This window comes from Pulveribacter sp. (genome assembly GCF_032079985.1).
Taxonomy (GTDB): domain Bacteria; phylum Pseudomonadota; class Gammaproteobacteria; order Burkholderiales; family Burkholderiaceae_C; genus Melaminivora.
This window is the reverse complement of the sequence record NZ_DAMATK010000002.1, coordinates 685,271-705,292: the sequence shown is the minus strand read 5'-3', so window position 1 is coordinate 705,292 and position 20,022 is coordinate 685,271. Positions and strand designations below refer to the sequence as shown.

At 70.0% G+C, this 20,022-nt stretch carries 20 protein-coding genes; 13 read left to right on the top strand and 7 right to left on the bottom strand.

Annotated features, from left to right (window positions below; all coding sequences use genetic code 11):
* Positions 1-3: 3 nt before the first annotated feature.
* The 3 genes from pepN to RT282_RS09555 all read right to left on the bottom strand — a co-directional run bounded on the left by pepN (position 4) and on the right by RT282_RS09555 (position 4,949).
* A complete protein-coding gene (gene pepN / locus RT282_RS09565) occupies positions 4-2,712 on the bottom strand; it encodes an aminopeptidase N (protein ID WP_313314044.1) in 2,709 nt (902 codons plus the stop codon).
* A 67-nt stretch (positions 2,713-2,779) separates the two neighbouring features.
* Positions 2,780-3,884, bottom strand: a protein-coding gene (gene prfB / locus RT282_RS09560; protein WP_313313445.1) for a peptide chain release factor 2 whose coding sequence is annotated in 2 segments (ribosomal slippage) — positions 2,780-3,802 and positions 3,804-3,884 — 1,104 coding nt in all. Because the reading frame shifts where the segments join, the coding sequence is not laid out codon by codon here.
* Between the two features lie 141 nt (positions 3,885-4,025).
* Positions 4,026-4,949: an alpha/beta hydrolase gene (locus RT282_RS09555; protein WP_313313444.1), complete on the bottom strand. Its 924-nt coding sequence runs from the start codon at positions 4,947-4,949 to the stop codon at positions 4,026-4,028.
* Between the two features lie 129 nt (positions 4,950-5,078).
* Between RT282_RS09555 and RT282_RS09550 the strand changes: the two genes are divergently transcribed.
* The 3 genes from RT282_RS09550 to plsY all read left to right on the top strand — a co-directional run bounded on the left by RT282_RS09550 (position 5,079) and on the right by plsY (position 7,379).
* A complete protein-coding gene (locus RT282_RS09550) occupies positions 5,079-6,140 on the top strand; it encodes an aldo/keto reductase (protein ID WP_313313443.1) in 1,062 nt (353 codons plus the stop codon).
* Positions 6,141-6,211: 71 nt separating this feature from the next.
* The gene (gene ybaK / locus RT282_RS09545; protein WP_313313442.1) at positions 6,212-6,712 is read left to right on the top strand and encodes a Cys-tRNA(Pro) deacylase; all 501 of its coding nucleotides are present in this window, start codon (positions 6,212-6,214) and stop codon (positions 6,710-6,712) included.
* 34 nt (positions 6,713-6,746) lie between these two features.
* Complete coding sequence (plsY, locus tag RT282_RS09540) at positions 6,747-7,379, top strand: glycerol-3-phosphate 1-O-acyltransferase PlsY (protein ID WP_312304770.1); 633 nt, start codon at positions 6,747-6,749, stop codon at positions 7,377-7,379.
* A gap of 6 nt (positions 7,380-7,385) precedes the next feature.
* Here plsY and RT282_RS09535 read toward each other — a convergent pair whose 3' ends face one another.
* Together RT282_RS09535 and RT282_RS09530 are read right to left on the bottom strand one after the other, a co-directional pair.
* Positions 7,386-8,384, bottom strand: coding sequence for an HD domain-containing phosphohydrolase (locus RT282_RS09535; protein ID WP_313313441.1), 999 nt, complete (start codon positions 8,382-8,384; stop codon positions 7,386-7,388).
* A complete protein-coding gene (locus RT282_RS09530; RefSeq protein ID WP_312304766.1) occupies positions 8,365-8,850 on the bottom strand; it encodes a YajQ family cyclic di-GMP-binding protein in 486 nt (161 codons plus the stop codon). Before RT282_RS09530 ends, RT282_RS09535 begins: the two co-directional genes overlap by 20 nt.
* Positions 8,851-8,914: 64 nt before the next feature.
* Between RT282_RS09530 and murB the strand changes: the two genes are divergently transcribed.
* On the top strand, positions 8,915-9,967 hold the full coding sequence (gene murB / locus RT282_RS09525) for a UDP-N-acetylmuramate dehydrogenase (RefSeq protein WP_313313440.1): 1,053 nt from the start codon (positions 8,915-8,917) through the stop codon (positions 9,965-9,967).
* 72 nt (positions 9,968-10,039) lie between these two features.
* Here the strand turns inward: murB and RT282_RS09520 are convergent, their stop codons facing one another.
* Positions 10,040-11,176 carry an iron-containing alcohol dehydrogenase gene (locus RT282_RS09520; protein ID WP_313313439.1) on the bottom strand — a complete coding sequence of 379 codons (1,137 nt, stop codon included), beginning with the start codon at positions 11,174-11,176 and terminating at the stop codon, positions 10,040-10,042.
* A 61-nt stretch (positions 11,177-11,237) separates the two neighbouring features.
* Here RT282_RS09520 and RT282_RS09515 point away from each other — a divergent pair, with 61 nt between their 5' ends.
* The 3 genes from RT282_RS09515 (at position 11,238) to RT282_RS09505 (ending at position 13,982) form a co-directional block, all read left to right on the top strand.
* Complete coding sequence (locus RT282_RS09515; RefSeq protein ID WP_313313438.1) at positions 11,238-12,110, top strand: fumarylacetoacetate hydrolase; 873 nt, start codon at positions 11,238-11,240, stop codon at positions 12,108-12,110.
* A gap of 65 nt (positions 12,111-12,175) precedes the next feature.
* Entirely contained in the window at positions 12,176-13,096 is a 921-nt protein-coding gene (locus RT282_RS09510) for an alpha/beta hydrolase (protein ID WP_313314041.1), read from the top strand.
* Between the two features lie 25 nt (positions 13,097-13,121).
* Entirely contained in the window at positions 13,122-13,982 is an 861-nt protein-coding gene (locus RT282_RS09505) for a YbgC/FadM family acyl-CoA thioesterase (protein WP_313313436.1), read from the top strand.
* A gap of 66 nt (positions 13,983-14,048) precedes the next feature.
* Here RT282_RS09505 and RT282_RS09500 read toward each other — a convergent pair whose 3' ends face one another.
* Positions 14,049-14,996 carry a folate-binding protein gene (locus RT282_RS09500; RefSeq protein WP_313313435.1) on the bottom strand — a complete coding sequence of 316 codons (948 nt, stop codon included), beginning with the start codon at positions 14,994-14,996 and terminating at the stop codon, positions 14,049-14,051.
* A 62-nt stretch (positions 14,997-15,058) separates the two neighbouring features.
* Here RT282_RS09500 and mltG point away from each other — a divergent pair, with 62 nt between their 5' ends.
* From mltG to RT282_RS09470, 6 genes are all read left to right on the top strand, one after another.
* Positions 15,059-16,063, top strand: a complete 1,005-nt coding sequence (gene mltG / locus RT282_RS09495) for an endolytic transglycosylase MltG (RefSeq protein ID WP_313313434.1) — start codon at positions 15,059-15,061, stop codon at positions 16,061-16,063.
* Positions 16,060-16,722, top strand: a complete 663-nt coding sequence (gene tmk / locus RT282_RS09490; RefSeq protein WP_312304748.1) for a dTMP kinase — start codon at positions 16,060-16,062, stop codon at positions 16,720-16,722. The genes mltG and tmk overlap by 4 nt, the downstream gene beginning before the upstream one ends.
* The gene (locus RT282_RS09485) at positions 16,719-17,723 is read left to right on the top strand and encodes a DNA polymerase III subunit delta' (RefSeq protein WP_313313430.1); all 1,005 of its coding nucleotides are present in this window, start codon (positions 16,719-16,721) and stop codon (positions 17,721-17,723) included. Before tmk ends, RT282_RS09485 begins: the two co-directional genes overlap by 4 nt.
* Before the next feature lie 311 nt (positions 17,724-18,034).
* Positions 18,035-18,394, top strand: a complete 360-nt coding sequence (locus RT282_RS09480; protein WP_313313428.1) for a PilZ domain-containing protein — start codon at positions 18,035-18,037, stop codon at positions 18,392-18,394.
* Positions 18,395-18,461: 67 nt separating this feature from the next.
* Entirely contained in the window at positions 18,462-19,280 is an 819-nt protein-coding gene (locus RT282_RS09475) for a TatD family hydrolase (RefSeq protein ID WP_313313425.1), read from the top strand.
* The gene (locus tag RT282_RS09470) at positions 19,277-19,951 is read left to right on the top strand and encodes an ankyrin repeat domain-containing protein (protein WP_313313424.1); all 675 of its coding nucleotides are present in this window, start codon (positions 19,277-19,279) and stop codon (positions 19,949-19,951) included. Before RT282_RS09475 ends, RT282_RS09470 begins: the two co-directional genes overlap by 4 nt.
* Positions 19,952-20,022: the final 71 nt, after the last annotated feature.

Below are 20,022 nucleotides of genomic sequence, written 5' to 3'. Positions count from 1 at the left end.
TGGTCAATCGGCCAGGGCGCGGGTCACGACCTCGCGCACGTCGTTCGACAGGGCGGCGTGGCCGGAGACGCGGGCGATCGCCTCGCGCGCGGCGCCGCGGTAGGGCTCGGCCAGCTTGCTCCAGCGGTCCAGCGAGCGGGCCAGGCGCGCGGCGACCTGCGGGTTGATCGCGTCCAGCGCCAGCACCTGCTCGGCCCAGAAGGCGTAGCCGGCGCCGTCGGCGCGATGAAAGCCGCCTGGGTTGCCGTTGCAGTAGCTGAAGATCACGCTGCGCGCCCGGTTGGGGTTCTTCAGCGAGAAGTCCGGGTGCTGCATGAGCGCGCGCACGGCGGGCAGGGCGCCGCCAGCGCGGTCGGGCGTGGCCGCCTGCAGTGCGAACCATTTGTCGATGACCAGCGCGTCGTCCTTGAACAGCGCATGGAAGCGCTGCAGCGCCGGCGCCGCCAGCGCGTGGCCGCTGCTGACCAGGGCCGCCAGGGCGTTGAAGCGGTCGGTCATGTTGCCGGCCGACTTGAAGCGCTGATAGGCCTTGCCGGGCCAGACGGGATCGCCGCTGGCCTGCGAGGCCAGGCACAGCATGGACAGCGCCGCGCCGGCCAGCGCGCGGCGGCCGGCGGACAGCGGGTCGGGCCGGTAGGCGCCGGTGTCCTGGTGCGTCTCGAAGGCCCATTCCCAGTCGGCCTGCAGGGCGGTGGCCAGTTCCAGGCGCAGCGCCTCGCGCACGGCGTGCACGCGCTGCGGGTCGACGACTTCCAGCTGCTCGGCGATGTAGGCCTCGGACGGCAGGCTCAGCACCAGTTCCTTGAAGGCCGCGTCCAGCTGCGGGTGGCGCAGAACGCCCCGCAGCGCCTGCACGATGGCGGGCGGCAGCAGTTGTTGGTCAAAACCGGCTCCGGCGCCCGTCCCATCTGCGCCAGCAGCTATTGCTTTGATAGCAACGCGTAGCAACAGGCGCTGGCCGGCCTCCCAGCGGTTGAACGGGTCGCTGTCGTGCGCGAGCAGCATCAGCAGGTCCTCGTCGCGGTACTCGCACTCCAGCACCACCGGCGCGCTGAACGCGCGCAGCAGCGAGGGCACGGGCGGCTGGGCGACGTTCACGAAGGTCAATGTCTGCTGCGCCTCGTGCAGCACAATGGTGCGCTCGGTGCCCCCGGGCTGCTCCTCGCCCTGCAGCTGCAGGGGGAGGGCGGCACCTTGCGGGTCCAGCAGGCCCAGGGCCACCGGGATGACGAAGGGCTGCTTGTCCGGCTGGCCGGGCGTGGCCGGGCAGCTTTGCGACAGCTGCAGGGTGTAGGTCTGCGCGGCGGCGTCATAGTGACCCACGGCCTGCACGCGCGGCGTGCCGGCCTGGCTGTACCAGCGCTTGAACTGTTCCAGACGGTTGCTGAGCTCGCTGCCGGGGTTGGCGTCGGCCATGGCGGCCGCGAAGTCGTCGCAGGTCACGGCCTGGCCGTCGTGGCGCTCGAAGTACAGCTTCATGCCGCGCGCGAAGCCTTCGCGCCCGACCAGGTTGTGCTGCATGCGCACCACCTCGGCACCCTTTTCGTAGATGGTGACGGTGTAGAAGTTGTTGATCTCGACGTAGCTGTCCGGGCGCACCGGGTGGGCCATGGGGCCGGCGTCCTCGGGGAACTGCACGGTGCGCAGCACGCGCACGTCCTCGATGCGCTTGACGGCGCGCGCCGACGGGCTGCCGGCCATGTCCATCGAGAACTCCTGGTCGCGGAAGACCGTCAGGCCTTCCTTGAGCGACAGCTGGAACCAGTCGCGGCAGGTGACGCGGTTGCCCGTCCAGTTGTGGAAGTACTCGTGGCCCACCACCGACTCGATGTTGGCGAAGTCCACGTCCGTGGCCGTCGCCTGGCTGGCCAGCACGTACTTGGTGTTGAAGACGTTCAGGCCCTTGTTCTCCATCGCGCCCATGTTGAAGTCGCTGGTAGCGACGATCATGAAGCGCTCCAGATCGAGCGGCAGGTTGAAGCGAGCCTCGTCCCAGGCGATCGAAGCCATCAGCGAGTTCATGGCGTGCTCGGTCTTGCCCAGGTCGCCGGCGCGCACGTAGATCTGCAGCAGGTGCTCCTGGCCGCCGCGGCTGGTGATCTTTTGCTCGCGCGCCACCAGCTTGCCGGCCACCAGGGCGAACAGGTAGCTGGGCTTCTTGTGCGGGTCCACCCAGCGGGCGAAGTGGCGGCCGTCCTCCAGCTCGCCGTGCTCCACCAGGTTGCCGTTGGACAGCAGCACCGGGTAGTCGGCCCGGGGAGCGCGCAGCAGCACGCTGAACGTGGCCATCACGTCCGGACGGTCCAGGAAGTAGGTGATGCGCCGAAAGCCCTCGGCCTCGCATTGGGTGAAGAACGTGCCCTGGCTGACATACAGGCCCGACAGCTGCGTGTTCTTGGCCGGCTGGCAGGTGGTGAAGATCTCCAGCTCAAAGGGCTCGGGGCCTTCGGGCAGGTTCTCCAGCACCAGCTGGCCATCCTCGATCTTGAATGAGCTGCCGGCGCCGTTGACCTGCACGCGCGCCAGGTTCAGCTCCTCGCCATCCAGGCGCAGAGGCTGGGCCGGCACGTCGGGGTTGCGGCGCAGGCGCATGCGGTTGAGCACGCGGGTCTTGGCCGGGTCCAGGTCGAACGTGAGGTCCACCGTGTCGATCCAGTACGGCGGCGCGGCATAGTCCAGGCGCCGGATGGCGGTGGCTTGTCCTTCTCTCATCATCATGGCAATAGCTTTCAACCATGCCGCACCGCGCCACAGGGGGCGGGCTGGCGGCATGAAGGGGTTACAGGCCCTGCTTGAGGGAGGCTTCGATGAACACGTCCAGGTCGCCGTCCAGCACCTTCTGCGTGGCGGAGACCTCGACGTTGGTGCGCAGGTCCTTGATGCGGCTGTTGTCCAGCACGTAGCTGCGGATCTGGTGGCCCCAGCCCACGTCGGTCTTGGTGTCCTCCAGCGCCTGCTGGGCCTGCATGCGCTTGCTCATCTCCAGCTCGTAAAGCTTTGAGCGCAGGCGCTGCCAGGCCACGTCGCGGTTGCTGTGCTGGCTGCGCCCGTCCTGACACTGCACGACGATGCCGGTGGGGATGTGCGTCAGGCGCACGGCCGAATCGGTCTTGTTGATGTGCTGGCCGCCCGCGCCGGAGGCGCGATAGGTGTCGGTGCGCACGTCGGCCGGGTTGATGTCGATCTCGATGGAGTCGTCGATCTCCGGGTAGACAAACAGCGATGCGAACGAGGTGTGGCGCCCGCCCGAGCTGTCGAACGGGCTCTTGCGCACCAGGCGGTGCACGCCGGTCTCGGTGCGCAGCAGGCCGTAGGCGTACTCACCCTCGATGTGGATGGTCGCGCCCTTGATGCCGGCGATGTCGCCGGGCGTTTCCTCGTCCACCGTGGCCTTGAAGCCCTTGCGCTCGGCGTACTTCAGGTACTGGCGCAGCAGCATGCCGGCCCAGTCGCAGGCCTCGGTGCCGCCGGCGCCGGCCTGGATGTCGATATAGCAGTTCAGCGGGTCGGCCTCGCGCCCGAACATGCGGCGGAATTCGAGCTCTTCGATCAGCGGCTGCAGCTTGGCCGTCTCGGCCTCGATGGTGGCCAGGCCGGCTTCATCGCCTTCCTCGCGGCTCATCTCATACAGCTCGCTGTTGTCGGCCAACTCCGCGGTGAGCTTTTGCAGCGTCAGCACCACGGCGTCGAGCGACTTCTTTTCCTTGCCCAGCTCCTGGGCCTTCTTCGGGTCGTTCCAGACGTCCGGGTCTTCCAGCGAGGCGTTTACCGTGCGCAGGCGTTCGTATTTGGCATCGTAGTCAAAGATACCTCCGTAACTCTTGCGTGCGCTCGGTCAGGTCTTCGAGGGTGTTGCCGATCTGGTTGATGTGTTCTGCTTCCATGGTGAATCCGTCCTGTGTGTGTTCTGCAAAGAAATAACAGGCGATTTTCTCATGGAGCCCGCGCCCCCCTCCGGGCAGGGGAAAGGCACAAAAATGATAGCTGCCGGCGCTTGCCTGGCAAGCGCTGCGGGCCGATTTGGCTTAAATCTGGGAGACGAAGTCCTCGATCAGCTTCGCCACCACCTGCGGCTGGTCGTGGTGCAGCATGTGGCCGGCGTCGTGCACCGTGGCCGTGCGCACGTCGCGCACGTGCGTCAGGCGCTGGTGGTAGTCGGCCAGGGTGTACTTGTCCTTCCACCACTGGCCCAGGCTGTCGCCCTCGGCCTGCACGGACAGCACGGGCGCTTCGATGGCAGCGTACAGCGCCAGGGCCTCGTCCACGCGGAACAGGTGCGGGTTGACGATCTTGTGGGCGTCGTCGCCCAGGATGGCCCAGCGGCCGTCGGCGCCGGGCGCGGCCCATTCCCGCGCCAGCCAGGCGGCCTTGCCGGCGGGCAGGCGGGGGTTGGTCTTCATCAGGCGCTGAGCCACGCCGTTCGCGTCGTCGTAGGTTTTCAGGGCCAGCTCGCCGCGCTCGTGCTGGCGGATTTCCTCCATCCACTGGGCGTAGCGGCGCGGGGCCTGGTCTGGCCGGGTGGCGGGCAGGCCGAAGCCCTCGAGGTTGACCAGGCGGCGGATGCGCGCGGGCCGGATGCCGGCGTAGAACATGGCCACGTTGCCGCCCATGCTGTGGCCCACCAGGTCCACGGGCTGCTCGCCGGCGTAGTGGTCCAGCAGCTGGTCCAGGTCGGCCAGATAGTCGGCGAAGGCGTAGTGGTCGCAGGGCGCGGCCGGGCGGGTGTGGCCGAAGCCGCGCCAGTCGGGGGCGATGACCTGGCGGCCGGCGGCGAAGGCGTCGCTGAAGGCGTCGGCCACGAACTGCCAGGACGCGCCCACGTCCATCCAGCCGTGCACCAGCACCAGCGGCGGCTGGCCGGTCCGGGGCGCGCCCCACAGGCGTACGTGGTAGTCAAGGTGGCGGATGCGCACGGTTTCGGTGCGCGCGGGGCGAAGAGGCTGGTACATGGCGCCGGATTATTTGCGCTGGGCGGGCGGTGCCCAGTCGTGCCTGGGACAGAAAGGGCGCGGCGCGGCCTGCACGCCGGCGCGCGCGTCCGTACACTCGGGCGCTGTTTTTTTGCCGGAGCCTGCTGCATGAATACCGTTCCCCTCGGCCACAGCGATTTGCGGGTCACCTCCATCTGCCTGGGCACCATGACCTTCGGCGAGCAGGTGGACGAGCGCGATGCCCACGCCATCCTGGACCGGGCGCTGGAGCGCGGGGTGAACTTTCTGGACACGGCGGAGATGTACGCCGTGCCCGCGCGCGAGGCCACCTATGGCGCCACCGAGACCATCCTGGGCCGCTGGTTCGCCGCGCGTCCCGGCGCGCGTCAGCGCGTGGTGCTGGCCAGCAAGGTGGCCGGCCCCTCGCGCGGCATGCCGTGGATCCGGCAAGGGCAGGGCATGACGGCGGCCGACATCGCCGCCTCGTGCGAGGCCAGCCTGCGCCGGCTGCAAACCGACGTGATCGACCTGTACCAGATCCACTGGCCCGAGCGGCACGTGCCGGCCTTCGGCCAGCTGTACTACGACCCGGCCAAGGAGACCAGCCAGACGCCCATCCATGAGCAGCTCGAAGCCCTGGCGCAACTGGTGCGCGCCGGCAAGGTGCGCCACATCGGCCTGTCCAACGAAACGCCCTGGGGTGTGCACGAGTTCGTGCGTCTGGCCGAGCAGCATGGCTTGCCGCGCGTGGTCTCGGTGCAAAACCCCTATGGGCTGCTCAACCGCAGCTGGGACAACGCCATGGACGAGAGCTGCCAGCGCCTGGGGGTGCCGCTGCTGGCGTATTCGCCGCTGGGCTTCGGCCTGCTGACGGGCAAGTACGACCAGCACGCGCCCGCCGACCCGGGTGCGCCGCAGGGCGCGCGCATCGCCCGCTACGAATCGGTGCGCAAGCAGCGCTGGGGCCGGCCGGAGGCGCTGGCCGCAGCCCGCCGCTACAACCAGCTGGCGCGCGACCATGGCCTGACACCCACGCAGCTGGCGCTGGCGTTTTGCTACCGCAGCTGGCGCGTGGCCAGCACCATCATCGGGGTAACCACGCTGGCCCAGCTGGACGAGAACCTGGACGCCTGGAGCGTGCAGCTGTCGCCCGAACTGCTGGCCGAGGTCGACGCCATCCGCTGGCAGCTGCGCGACCCGGCGCAGTGAGAATGGGAATGAAAAACGGCTCCAGCGCCCGCCAGACAAGCGCTGGCAGCTATCAAATTTGAAAAGTATCCATGGCGAAGAAGGACAAGTCCGCCCACGTCAGCGAGACGCCCGCCACGCAGCTGCTGCGCCAGCACGGCGTGGCGTTCACCGAGCACCCCTATGACTACGTGGAGCACGGCGGCTCGGCCGAGTCGGCGCGCCAGCTGGGGCTGGATGAGCACATGGTGGTCAAGACGCTGGTCATGCAGGACCAGGACGCGCGCCCGCTGATCGTGCTGATGCACGGCGACCGCACGGTGTCCACCAAGAACCTGGCGCGCCAGATCGGCGCCAAGAGCGTGCAGCCGTGCACGCCCGAAGTGGCCCAGCGCCACAGCGGCTACCAGGTGGGTGGCACCTCGCCGTTCGGCACGCGCAAGGCCATGCAGGTGTTCATCGAAGAGAGCATCCTGGCGCTGCCGCGCATCGCCATCAATGGCGGGCGGCGCGGCTTTCTGGTGCAGCTCGATCCGCAGGCCTGCGTGCAGCTGCTGGCTGCGCGGCCGGTGCAGTGCGCGCTGGCACAATGACCCGCCGCTTTTTTCAGACCCAAGCTCCTCCACCGTGAATTCCATCCTCCTCACCCTGGCCGCCACCGTGGCCGCCTACCTGCTGGGCTCGCTGTCGTTTGCCGTCATCGTCAGCCGGCTGATGGGCCTGAACGATCCGCGCACCTATGGCAGCAAGAACCCCGGCGCCACCAACGTGCTGCGCTCGGGCAACAAGGCGGCGGCGGTGGTCACGCTGCTGTTCGACGCGCTCAAGGGCTGGCTGCCGGTGGTGCTGGTGCGCTGGTACGGCCAGCCGTATGGCCTGGAGGAGGGCACCATGGCGCTGGTCGGCCTGGCCGCCTTCGTGGGCCATCTGTGGCCGGTGTTCTTCCGCTTCCAGGGCGGCAAGGGTGTGGCCACGGCCGCCGGCGTGCTGCTGGGCATCAGCGTCTGGCTGGGTCTGGCCACGCTGGCCACCTGGGTCATCATCGCGGCCTTCTTCCGCTACTCCTCGCTGGCCTCGCTGGTGGCGGCGGTGTTCGCGCCGTTCTTCTACGTGCTGGGCGCCGGCATGGCCTGGTACAGCGACGCGCGTGTGGGCCTGGCGATCGCCGTCATGTCCGGCCTGCTGGCCTGGCGGCACAAGGACAACATCGGCCGCCTGATCAAGGGCACGGAATCGCGCCTGGGTGCCAAGAAAAAATAGGTCGGCCTACAGCGTGTGGGTGCGCTGGGCCGCATACAGGCCCAGGCGCACCATGGTGCGGTGGTTCAGCTCCAGCGTGACGGCCGAGCGCGCCAGCGCCGCCTGGATGCGCGGGCCGCTGGCGCCCTGCGTCTGGTACAGCCGGGGCGCGGCCAGCGGCTCGCCGTGCGCGTCCAGCACGCTGGCCACCAAAGGGGCATTGGGGCGCTCGCTGCGGCGCAGCACCACGGCGGCCTCGCCGTTGTCCAGGCGCACGAAGGTGCCGGGCGGGCACAGGCCCACGGTGCGCACCAGCGTGTGGCTGACCTCGTCGCGGCCGTTGCCTTCCTCGCCCACGATGGCGCGCACGGAGTCGGTGGCGCTGCGTCCGGCGCGCGACTTGCGCGGGCTGATCATGGCGGCGTAGCGGTCAATGGTGCCCAGCACGCGCGCCAGGCGCTGGGCCGGCGGCAGGCTGACCAGGGGCGTCTGCTCGGGCAGCGGCGCGTGGTGCAGCGCCACCACCTGCAGCCACAGCGCGTCGCCGATGCCCAGGCGGCCCAGCAGCTCGCACCCCGCCTGGGGGTGCTGCGCCACGGCCTGCTGCTGCTCGGCCGTGAGGGGCTCGCGCTGCGCGGCCAGCTGGTCCTGCAGCGCCGTCATGCCGATGTTCATGGTGAAGGCGGCGCCCACCAGGCTGGCGCGCTCGTGCGCGGGCAGGGCCAGCTCGCCCGCCAGGATGTGGCACAGCGCAGCGCACACCAGCGCGTGCGAGCCGCTGTAGCCCACCGTGGAGGTGGTGGCCAGCTGGAACATCAGGTACAGCGCCGCGTCGATGTCGTGGGCCACCAGGTCGGCTAGCCAGCGGTCGCACTGGCGCAGCTTGGCAGGCAGGCCCTGCACGTCGGCCGGGCGCGCCAGCAGCGTGCAGGCGAGCGCCTCCAGGTCGGACCACTGGCCCAGCAGGTCTTCGTACTCGCTGTCCGGCGGATCGCCGGCGCGGGGCTTAGTCGCGGAAGTTGTCAAAGGTCAGCGGCAGGTCGGCCACTTCCTTGCGGATCAGGGCCATGGCGGCCTGCAGGTCGTCGCGCTTGGCGCCGGTCACGCGCACCTTCTCTTCCTGGATGGCGGCCTGCAGCTTGAGCTTGCTTTCCTTGATGAGCTTCTGGATTTTCTTGGCCTGCTCGGAGTCGATGCCGTTGCGCACCTTGACCACCTGCTTGAGCTTGTCGCCACCGATCTTGGTGGGTTTTTGCACGTCCAAAAAGCGCACGTCCACGCTGCGCTTGGTGAGCTTGCCGCGCAGGATGTCCTCGACCTGCTGCAGCTGGAATTCGGCGTCGCCGAACAGGATGATTTCCTTGTCCTTCAGCTCAACGGCGGCGGATGTGCCCTTGAAGTCGAAGCGCGTGCCGATCTCCTTGGCGGTGTTCTCCACGGCGTTCTTCACTTCGACGAAATTGGCTTCACAGACGGTATCAAAAGAGGGCATGGCGGCTCGGGGACAACGGTGGCGGGGCCCGCGCGGCAAAGGGGCGGGTGCGACAATCCGGTGAATGTTAGTCGAGAAAAACGTGTCCCTTCAGGGCAGCAACACCTTCGGCATCGCGGCGCGCGCGCAGGCGCTGGTGCGGGTGCGCTCGGTGCAGGACATCCAGGATGTGCTGGCCGATCCGCTGCTGGCGCGCCAGCCGAAATTCGTGCTGGGCGGGGGCAGCAACATCGTGCTCACGGGCGACGTGCAGCCGCTGGTGCTGAAGATGGAGATCAAGGGCCTGCGCCTGCTGCAGGAGACCGACAAGGCCTGGATCGTGGAGGCCGGCGCGGGAGAGTCCTGGCACGGCACGGTGGCCTGGACGCTGGCCCAGGGCTGGCCCGGGCTGGAGAACCTGGCGCTGATCCCCGGCACCGTGGGCGCCGCGCCGGTGCAGAACATCGGCGCCTACGGTGTGGAGCTGCAGGACCGCTTCCATTCGCTGCGCGCGGTCGACCTGGAGACGGGCGAGCCGTTCGAGCTGAACGCGTCGCAGTGCGCCTTCGGCTACCGCGACTCGGTGTTCAAGCACCGCGCTCCGGTGCCCGGCGGCATGGGCCTGGCCGGGCGCGCCGTCATCACGCACGTACGCTTCTGGCTATCCAAGGACTGGCGGCCCGAGCTGGGCTACCTGGACCTGGAGAAGAAGCGCCAGGAGTCGGGCGTGCAGCAGCCCAGCGCGCAGCAGATCTTCGAGTGGGTGTGCGAGGTGCGCCGCGCCAAGCTGCCCGACCCGGCCGTGGTGGGCAACGCCGGCAGCTTCTTCAAGAATCCCACCGTCACGCCCGAGCAGTGCCAGGACATCATCGCCCGCGAGCCCAAGGTGGTGCACTACGTGCTGCCCGACGGGCGCTTCAAGCTGGCCGCCGGCTGGCTGATCGACGCCTGTGGCTGGCGCGGCAAGAGCGTGGGCAAGGCGGGCGTGTACGACCGCCAGGCGCTGGTGCTGGTCAACCGCGGCACGCCCGAGGACAGCGTCACCGGCGGCGAGGTGATGACGCTGGCGCGCGCCATCCAGACCAGCGTGTACGAGCGCTTCGGCATCCGGCTGGAGCCGGAGCCGGTGGTCGTCTGAGACTCCTGTTTTGATAGCTGCCAGCGCTTGTCCAGCAAGCGCTGGAGGCCAAAAAGGCTTGAAACCCCGGGGTTACATGGACGCGGCCAGCATGGCGCGGTAGTCGTCGGCACTGGCCAGGCGCGGGTTGGTGGTGTGGCAGTGGTCGGCCATGGCGCCGCGGATCACATCGTCGAACAGGGACTCGGTCACGCCCAGGGCGGCCAGGCCGGTGGGCAGGCCCAGGCGGGCGGTCATGTCCTTGACGGCTTCGGCCACGTCGCCGCCGCTTGGCAAGCCCATGGCATGGGCCATGCGCTCCAGGCGGCGGTCCTTCTTCAGGCTGTCGGCCTCGGCGTTGAAGCGGATCACGGCGGGCAGGAAGACGGCGTTCAGCGTGCCGTGGTGCAGCCCGGGGTTCAGCCCGCCCAGGCTGTGGCTGAGCGAGTGCACGCAGCCCAACCCCTTTTGGAAGGCCATGGCGCCCTGCATGCTGGCGCTCATCATGTTCAGGCGGGCGTCCTTGTCGGAGCCGTCGCGCGTGGCGGCCTCGATGTGGTGCCAGCCGCGCTCCAGGCCGTCCAGCGCAATGCCGTCGGCCGGCGGATTGAAGGCGGCGGACATGAAGGTCTCCATGCAGTGCGCGATGGCGTCCATGCCGGTGGCGGCCGTCAGGCGCGGCGGCAGGCCCAGCGTCAGGCCGGGGTCGCAGATGGCGGTGCGCGGCACCAGGTGCCAGGAGTGAAAGCCCAGCTTGCGGTGGTCGTCCACGATGATGATGGCGCCGCGCGCGACCTCGCTGCCGGTGCCGCTGGTGGTGGGCACGGCGATCAGCGGCGCTACCGCCTGAGTGATGCGCGCCGAGCCGCCTTCGATGGTGGCGTAGGTGGTCAGCGGCCCCTCGTGCGTGGCGGCGATGGCGATGCCCTTGGCGCAGTCGATGGCGGAGCCGCCGCCCACGGCGATCAGGCCGTCGCAGCGCTGTTCGCGGTACAGCTGCACCGCGGCGCGCACGGCGGCCTCGGTCGGGTTGGAGGGGGTCTGGTCGAACACCGCGACGGGCAGGCCTTCCAGCGCATCGAGCGCCGGCTGCAGCACGCCGGCCGCGCGCACGCCCGGGTCGGTCACCACCAGGGGGCGGGTGATGCCCACGCGGGCGCATTCCTGCGTCAGCAGGCGCACGGCGCCGAATTCGAACTGGATCTGGGTGACGTAGTTGATGAAAGCCATGGCAGCGGAGAGAACGGGTTGCAATTACGATGAGCCGCAACCCTACAACCAGGAGGCACCCATGACCATGAAAAAAACCCTCGCCGTACTGGCTTTGGCCGTCGCCGGCGCGACAGGCGCCAACGCCCAGTGCCTGGACGACGCGCAGGTGGGCGCGCTGGCCGCGCGCTATGCGGACAAGGCGCCGGCGGCCAACTTCGCCGCGGCGCTGTCGGACGCCGACGGCGCCTGCACCAGGAAGCGCTTCAACGCCCAGCTGGCCACGCGGCTGGGCAAGGTCGTGGGATACAAGGCGGGCCTCACCAACCCGGCGGTGCAAAAGCGCTTCAACACCGACCAGCCGGTGTGGGGCGTGTTGTACGAGGGCATGGTGCAGCCCAGCGGCTTCGCCACGCCCGCGCGCTTTGGCGCCCGCCCGCTGTACGAGGCCGACATGCTGGTGCGCGTGAAGGACGCGGCGATCAACCATGCGCGCACGCCGTACGAGGTGCTGCAGCACATCGACCAGGTCATCCCCTTCATCGAGCTGCCCGACCTGATCGTGGAAAAGCCGGGCGAGCTCAACGGCGCCGGCGTGGCCGCCATCAACGTGGGCGCACGCCTGGGCGTGGCCGGCGAGCCCATCGCCGTGCCGGCCACCCGCGGCGAGCGCTACCGCCTGCTGGATGCGCTGGAGCGCATGGAGGTGCAGCTCACCAACCAAAATGGCGAGCTGCTGGCCAGCGGCAAGGGCGGCGACATCCTGGGCCACCCACTGAACGCCGTGGTGTGGCTCGCCCAGGCGCTGCAAAAGGAGAACATCACCCTCAAGGCCGGCGACCTGGTCAGCCTGGGCTCGTTCTCGCCGCTGCTGCCCCCGAAACCCGGCCTGGGCGTGACGGCCAACTACGTCGGCCTGCCCGGCGCCAAGCCGGTGCAGGTGAGCTTCCAGTGAGCGGCGGCGCGGCGAACAACCAACCGCCGGGCCTGGAGGCCCACGCGCGCCTGCTCACGCCGCAGATGCGCAGCGTGCTGGAGCGCATGGCCCGCCTGGGCCGCCCGCCGCTGCACACCCTGGCCCCGGCCGAGGCGCGCGCCGCCTACCAGGCCGGCGCCGAGGTGCTGGAAGTGCCGCGCGCCGAGCTGGCGCGCGTGCAGGACCTGCACATCCCCGCGCGCGACGGCGCCCGGCTGCCGGCGCGGCTGTATGCGCCCTCGGTTGAAGCCGGCCTGCCGCTCTTGCTGTACCTGCACGGCGGCGGTTTCACCATCGGCAGCGTGGCCACGCACGACGTGCTGTGCCGCGAGCTGGCGCGGCTGGCCGGCTGCATGGTGGTGTCGCTGGACTACCGCCTGGCGCCGGAGTACCGATTTCCCACCGCCGTGCACGACAGCTGGGACGCGTTGCAGTGGCTGGCCGCCCAGGCTGCGCCCTTGGGCGCGGACGCATCGCGCCTGGCAGTGGGCGGCGACAGCGCGGGCGGCACGCTGGCTGCCGTCAGCGCTCTGCTGGCGCGCGATGCGGGCCTGGCGCTGGCGCTGCAGCTGCTGATCTACCCCGGCACCACGGCCCGCCAGGACACGCCCTCGCACACCCGCTTCGCCCACGGCCTGGTGCTGGAGCGGCCGGCCATCGCCTGGTTCTTCGAGCAGTACGTGGGCCACGGGCCCGAGCGCGAGGACTGGCGCTTCGCCCCGCTGCTGGCGCCCGAGCTGGAAGGGGCGGCCCCCGCCTGGGTCGGCCTGGCCGAACTGGACCCGCTGGTGGATGAGGGCGTGGAATACGCCGACCGCCTGCGCGCCGCCGGCGTGCCGGTGGATATCGAGATCTACCGCGGCGTGACGCACGAGTTCATCAAGATGGGCCGGGCCCTGCCCGAGGCGCGCCAGTTCCACCAGGACGCGGCGCGCGCCCTGCGCCAGGCCTTCGCCGCCGACTGACTTTTCTTTTCCTTTCTCTTTAGTTATGCAACGCCAAGACTTCCGCTGCTTTCACCGCCTGCGCGTGCGCTGGGCCGAGGTGGACCCCCAGAAGATCGTCTTCAACGCCCATTACCTGACCTATGCCGACTGCGCCGTGACCGAGTACTGGCGCGCCCTGGCCTTGCCCTACGAGGCCAGCATGCACGTGCTGGGCGGCGAGGTCTATCTGAAGAAGGCCGGCGTGGAATACCACGCCTCGGCGCGGCTGGAGGACATCCTGGACGTGGGCATCCGCTGCACGCGCATCGGCAGCAGCTCCATGGTGTTCGGCGTGGGCATATTCGCCGGCGACCGGCTGCTGGTCAGCATCGAGCTGATCTACGTCTTCGCCGATCCGGCCACGCAGACCAAGCGCCCCGTGCCGCCGGCGCTGCGCGCCATCATCGAGCACTACGAGGCCGGCGGCACCATGGTGGAGCTGCGTACCGGCGACTGGGACACGCTGGGGCGCGATGCCACCGCCCTGCGCCTGGCCGTCTTCGTGCAGGAGCAGGGGATCGACCCGGCCATCGAGATCGACGACCAGGACGCGCTGGCCGTGCACGCCGTGGCCTACAACCGCCTGGGCCTGCCCGTGGCCACAGGCAGGCTGCTGCCCGCCGTGGATGGCCAGGGGCGCATTGGCCGCATGGCGGTGGACCGCGTGGTGCGCGGCCAGCGCTGGGGCCGTGCCGTGCTGGACGCGCTGATGCAGGCCGCCCGCGAGCGCGGCGACAGCCACGCCACGCTGCACGCCCAGCGCAGCGCCGAGGACTTCTACCGCCGCGCCGGCTTTGCCGTGCAGGGCGAGCCGTTCGAGGAAGCCGGCATCGCCCACATCACCATGTTGCGCGCCCTGCAGTAACTATGGTTTTGATAGCTGCCTGCGCTTGATGGGCGGGCGCTGGAGGCTGTTTTGCCCCTTATTTGGTCAGATGTCTTCCAGCAGTGCGTAGGGCAGGGCGGCCAGCGCCAGGGGCGCTCCGTCCACCACCAGCGGCTTGTCCGCCGCGGCAATCTGCATGGACACCAGCGCATCCACGCCGCCGGCCGGGCTGGCGGCGGCCTGCACCACCTGGCCCACGGGCTGCTCGGCATCGTCCTGCGCGAAGACCTCGGCGCCTACCTCCAAGGCCGACGGCGCGTGCACCAGGAAGGCACGGCGCTTGAGCGTGCCGCGGAATTGGCTGCGCGCCACCACCTCCTGGCCGGGGTAGCAGCCCTTCTTGAAGTTCACGCCACCCACCGATTCGTAGTTCAGCATCTGCGGCACGAAGGCCTCCACCACCGGGGCGCTGAGCGTAGCCACGCCGGTGCGCACCTCGCCCCACAGCCACAGCTCGGGCGCCAGCGGCGCGGCTTGCGGGGCCGGGCTGCCGGCGGGCGCCAGCCACAGCGCGCGCGGCTGGCCGTCGGCCGGGTACAGGGCGACCACGCTGGCGCCCTCCGCCTGTGCCAGCGTCCAGGGCGGGCTGCCTGCCGGCAGCAGGGCGGTGGCGGCGTCGCCGGCCAGGCCCAGCAGCTGGAAGTCGGCCGTGGCGTCGCTGAGCTTGGCCTTGGCCCGCAGCACGAACATGGACAGGCGCTTGAGCGTGGGGGCCAGCAGGTCGCGGCTGCACACCAGCAGCACCTCATCGGTGCTGCGCTTGAAGCCGATGAAGCTGGCCAGCATGCGGCCCTTGGGATTGAGCAGCGCGGCCAGGCGCGCGTGCTGCAGGTCCAGCAGGGCGAAGTCCTGCGTCAGCTGGCCGTGCAGAAAGGTGGCGGCATCCGCTCCCGCCACACGGATCACCCCCAGGTGGGGCAGCGGCGCGGCCCCGGCGGGCAGCAGCGCGGGGACAGGGGTCGAAGCGTTGGGCACGGGCTGGAAGGAGGTCATGGGTCAATTATCATGGCCGGCTCCCCCGCCTTCCGCCAACGCTGCCTTTCCCCCTGATACCTGTGCGCCGCCTGCTCGTCCTGCTGCTCGTCATCGTGATCGCCGCGGGCGCCGCCGCCGCCTGGTGGCTGAACGCGCCTCTGCCCCAGCGCGCCGGCAGCGCCCCCGCCGGCCAGCCGCTGGAGCTGGAGATCGAGCCCGGCACCACCCCGCGCGGCGTGGCCCGGGCGGCGGTGAAGGCGGGCCTGCAGACCAGCCCCGAGCTGCTGTACTGGTGGTTCCGCCTGTCCGGCAAGGACCGGGGCATCAAGGCCGGCAACTACGAAATCCCCGCCGGCACCTCACCCTACGCGCTGCTGCGAAAACTGGTGCGCGGCGAGGAGGCCCTGCGCGCCGTGACACTGGTGGAGGGCTGGACCTTCCGCCAGGTGCGCCAGGCCCTGGCCCGCGCCGAGCAGCTGCGCCCGGACACCGCCAGCCAGAGCGAGCAGGAGATCATGGCCGCCCTGGGCCGGCCCGGCGTGGCGGCGGAGGGGCGCTTCTTTCCCGATACCTACACGTACGCCAAGGGCAGCAGCGACTTAGGCTTGCTGCGCCGCGCCCTGCACGCCATGGACCGCCGCCTGGAGGCCGCCTGGGCCCAACGCGACCCGCGCACACCACTCAAATCCGCCGAGCAGGCGCTCATCCTGGCCAGCATCGTGGAAAAGGAAACCGGCCGCGCCGAGGACCGCGCGCAGATCGCCGGCGTGTTCAGCAACCGCCTGCGCGCGGGCATGCTGCTGCAGACCGACCCCACTGTCATCTACGGCCTGGGCGAGAAGTTCGACGGCAACCTGCGCCGGCGCGACCTGACCACCGACACGCCCTACAACACCTACACCCGCGCCGGCCTGCCGCCCACGCCGATTGCCATGCCCGGCAAGGCCTCGCTGCTGGCCGCCGTGCAGCCCGAGGACACACGCGCGCTGTACTTCGTTGCCCGGGGCGACGGCTCCAGCCACTTCAGCAATTCGCTGGACGAGCACAACCGGGCGGTGAACAAATACCAGCGAGGCCGGCCATGACGGCGGGCCTGTTCATCACGTTCGAGGGCATCGATGGCGCCGGCAAGTCCTCCCACATCGACGCACTGGCCCGCGCCTTTGCCGATGCCGGTCGCACCGTGGTCGTGACGCGCGAGCCCGGCGGCACGCCGCTGGCGGAAAAGCTGCGCGAGCTGCTGCTGCACGACGCCATGGACGCGCTGACCGAGACGCTGCTGGTGTTCGCCGCCCGGCGCGACCACCTGGCGCGGGTGATCGTCCCGGCCCTGGCGCGCGGCGAGGTGGTGCTGTGCGACCGCTTCACCGACGCCACCTTCGCCTACCAGGGCGCGGGGCGCGGCTACGACTGGCAGGTGCTATCGCAAATGGAGCAGCTAGCGCAGACCGGGCTTGGGCTGGAGCCTGATTTGATGCTCAATCCGCAGCTGACCTTGTGGTTCGACCTGCCGCCCGAGCTGGCGGCCCGGCGCCTGGCCGCGGCGCGCGCGCCCGACCGTTTCGAGGCCCAGCCGGTGGAGTTCTTCACCCGCGTGGCGCAGGGCTATGCCCGCCGCGCCGCCGAGGCCGGCCCGCGCTTCGCCCGCATCGACGCGGACCGCCCGCGGGAGCATGTGGCCGCGCAGATGCTGCAGCAGGTGGCCGCGCGCGGCTGGCTGGCCGGGCAGGGGGCGGCGGCATGAGCGGCCAGACAGCCATCGCGCCGTGGATCGCCCAGCAGCGCGACCAGCTGCTGGCCCAGCGCGGCCACGCCTGGCTGCTGCACGGCCCGGCCGGCCTGGGCCAGTACGAGCTGGCGCTGGAGCTGGTGCGCGCCTGGCTGTGCGACGCGCCCACGCCCCAGGGCGCCTGCGGCCAGTGCGCCAGCTGCCACGGCATCGCCGTGCGCACCCATGCCGATCTGTGCGTGCTGATGCCCGAGACGCAGATGCTGGAGCTGGGCTGGCCCCTGCCCGAAAAGGCCCAGGCCGACATCGACGACAAGAAGCGCAAGGCGAGCCGCGAGATCCGCGTGGAAGCCATGCGCGACGCCGTGGAGTTCGCCCAGCGCACCAGCGCACGGGGCCGCGGCAAAGCGGTGCTGGTCTATCCGGCCGAGCAGATGAACCACGTGACGGCCAATGCGCTGCTGAAGACGCTGGAGGAGCCGCCCGGCGACGTGCGTTTCGTGCTGGCCACGGGCGCGGCGCACCAGCTGCTGTCCACCATCCGCAGCCGCTGCCTGGCCCACACCATGGCCTGGCCCGAGAGCGGGCAGATGCTGCAGTGGCTGGCCGGGCAGGGCGTGGAGGATGGGGCCGCACAGGCCTGGCTGCGTGCCGCCGGCGAGCGCCCGCACGAGGCGCTGGCCCTGGCGCAGTCCGCGCGCAGCCCGGCTGCCTGGGCGCTGATCCCCAAGGCACTGGCGCGAGGCGATGCCTCGGCGCTGGCCGATTTCTCCGGGCCGCAGGCCGTGGAGGTGCTGCAAAAGCTCTGCCACGACCTGCTGGCGCGCGCCCTGGGCGCCGCGCCGCGCTACTTTGCCGCCGCCGACCTGCCGCCCGCGGCCAGCGTGGCCGCGCTCACGCGCTGGTGGCGGGCCCTGGTGCAGCACGCCCGCACGGCCGACCACCCTTTCAGCGCGGGGCTGATGCTGGACGCCCTGGCAGCGCAGGCGCGCCAGGCCATAAACTCGCGGCAGTAACCGATCCTGCCCCTTAGAGCCTGTTCAATGTCTTTTCATAGCGCCCGCAAGGCAGCAAACAGCCGCAATCAAGGCGCCCGCCGCAGCCCATGCCCGGTGCCTGGGCAAGGTGGGCAACGCGGAGTGCGGCTGTTTGCTGCCTTGCCCGAAGGGTTGCCCCGCAAAAGTGGCGCCTGCCGCGTTGCAAATCCTCGCCGGGCCACCAGCCCGGCTGCGGTTTGCGCCTTGCACTCGCCACTTTTGCGGGGCAACGGGCACTATGAAAAGACATTGAACAGGCTCTTACCCCCAAGCGTTGAAAGCCGCCGCCCATGAGCAGTCCCTCCACCGCGCCGCGCCCGAGCGTGATGCAGCTGAACATCAAGGAAAAGGCCGCGCTGTACGCGGCCTACATTCCTTTCTTCGAGGAGGGCGGCATCTTCGTGCCCACCCAGCGCGAATACCGCCTGGGCGACGATGTGTACGTGCTGCTGACCCTGCCCGATGATCCGCAGCGCTACCCCATCGCCGGGCGCGTGGCCTGGGTCACGCCGGCGCGGGCGGCCGGCAACCGGACGCAGGGCGTGGGCATACAGTTTCCCAAAGATGACAAGTCGCGCCAGCTGCGCCTGAAGATCGAGGAGATCCTGGGCAGCAGCCTGGGCTCGGACCGGGCCACGCAGACCATTTGATCCTTCGCCCCGCACCACGGGCCGACCGCGCGCCGGTCGGCCTTTCGTTTTTTTCGCCGCCACAGCCATGTTCGTCGATTCGCACTGTCACCTGAACTTTCCCGAGCTGCGCCAGGATCTGCCGCGCATCCGCCAGGCCATGGCCGAGGCGCAGGTGGATCGCGCCCTGTGCATCTGCACGACGATGGAAGAATTTGCCGACGTGCACGCTCTGGCCACCGGCCACGACAACTTCTGGGCCACCGTGGGCGTGCACCCCGACACCGAGGACATGACCGAGCCCACGGTGCAGGACTTGGTCGAACGCGCCCGCCTGCCGCGCGTGGTGGCCATCGGCGAGACGGGGCTGGACTACTACGGCATGGAAGACCGCAAGGGCGGGCGCAGCATTGCCGACCTGGAGTGGCAGCGCGAGCGTTTTCGTACTCACATCCGCGCCGCGCGCGAGGTGGGCATGCCGCTGGTCATCCACACCCGCAGCGCGTCGGATGACACGCTGGCCATCCTGCGGGAGGAGGGCGAGGACGGCACGAGCAACCGCGCCGGCGGCGTGTTTCACTGCTTCACCGAGACCGCCCAGGTGGCCCGCGCGGCGCTGGAGCTGGGCTACTACATCTCGTTTTCCGGCATCCTGACCTTCAAGAACGCGCAGGAGCTGCGCGATGTGGCCGCCTTCGTGCCCATGGACCGGCTCTTGATCGAGACCGACAGCCCCTACCTGGCGCCCGTGCCCTACCGCGGCAAGACCAACAGCCCGGCCTACGTGCCCTTCGTTGCGCAGCAGCTGGCGCAGATCAAGGGATTGGCGGTGGAGACGGTTGCAGATGCAACCAGCCGCAACTTCGAGCAACTCTTTTTATCGCGCGCGACGCAGGAGGCAGCATGAACACCGCGCGCCGCACCCTGCTGGCCGCCGCCCTGGCGCTGACCGCCGCCGGCTGCGCCCATGCTGGCGCCTATGACGACTTCTTCCGCGCCATCGAGCTGGACAACGGTGCGCAGGTGGCCTCGCTGCTGCGCCGCGGCTTCGATCCCAACACGCGCACCGCGAAGCGCGAGCCGGCCCTCGTCGTGGCCCTGCACAAGGACTCGGTGCAGGCAGCGGCCGTGCTGCTGCAATCGCGCGGGCTGGACGTGAACGCGCGCAACCCCAAGGGCGAGACGGCGCTGATGATGGCCGCCATACGCGGCAACCTGCCGGCCGCGCGCGCCTTGATCGCCCGCGATGCGGACGTGAACCAGCAGGGCTGGACGCCGCTGCACTACGCCGCCAGCAGCACCTCGGACGACGCACCCGCCATGGTCACGCTGCTGCTGGAGCACCACGCCTATATCGACGCCGCATCGCCCAACGGCACCACGCCGCTGATGATGGCCGTGCGCAACGGCCTGGCCGACACGGCGCGGCTGCTGGTGCGCGAGGGCGCCGACCCGACCCTGAGGAACGAGCGCGGCATGACGGCCGTGGACTTCGCCCGCCAGGCCGAGCGCGAGGACATGGTGGAGCTGGTGGCCCAGGCCATCCGGCGGCGCCAGCCCAGCCGGGGGAAATGGTAAAGCCACCGACTGAAAATATCAGTCAAATCGGCCTCAAACGCTTGAACAACAAGCGCTGACAGCTCTCTTTT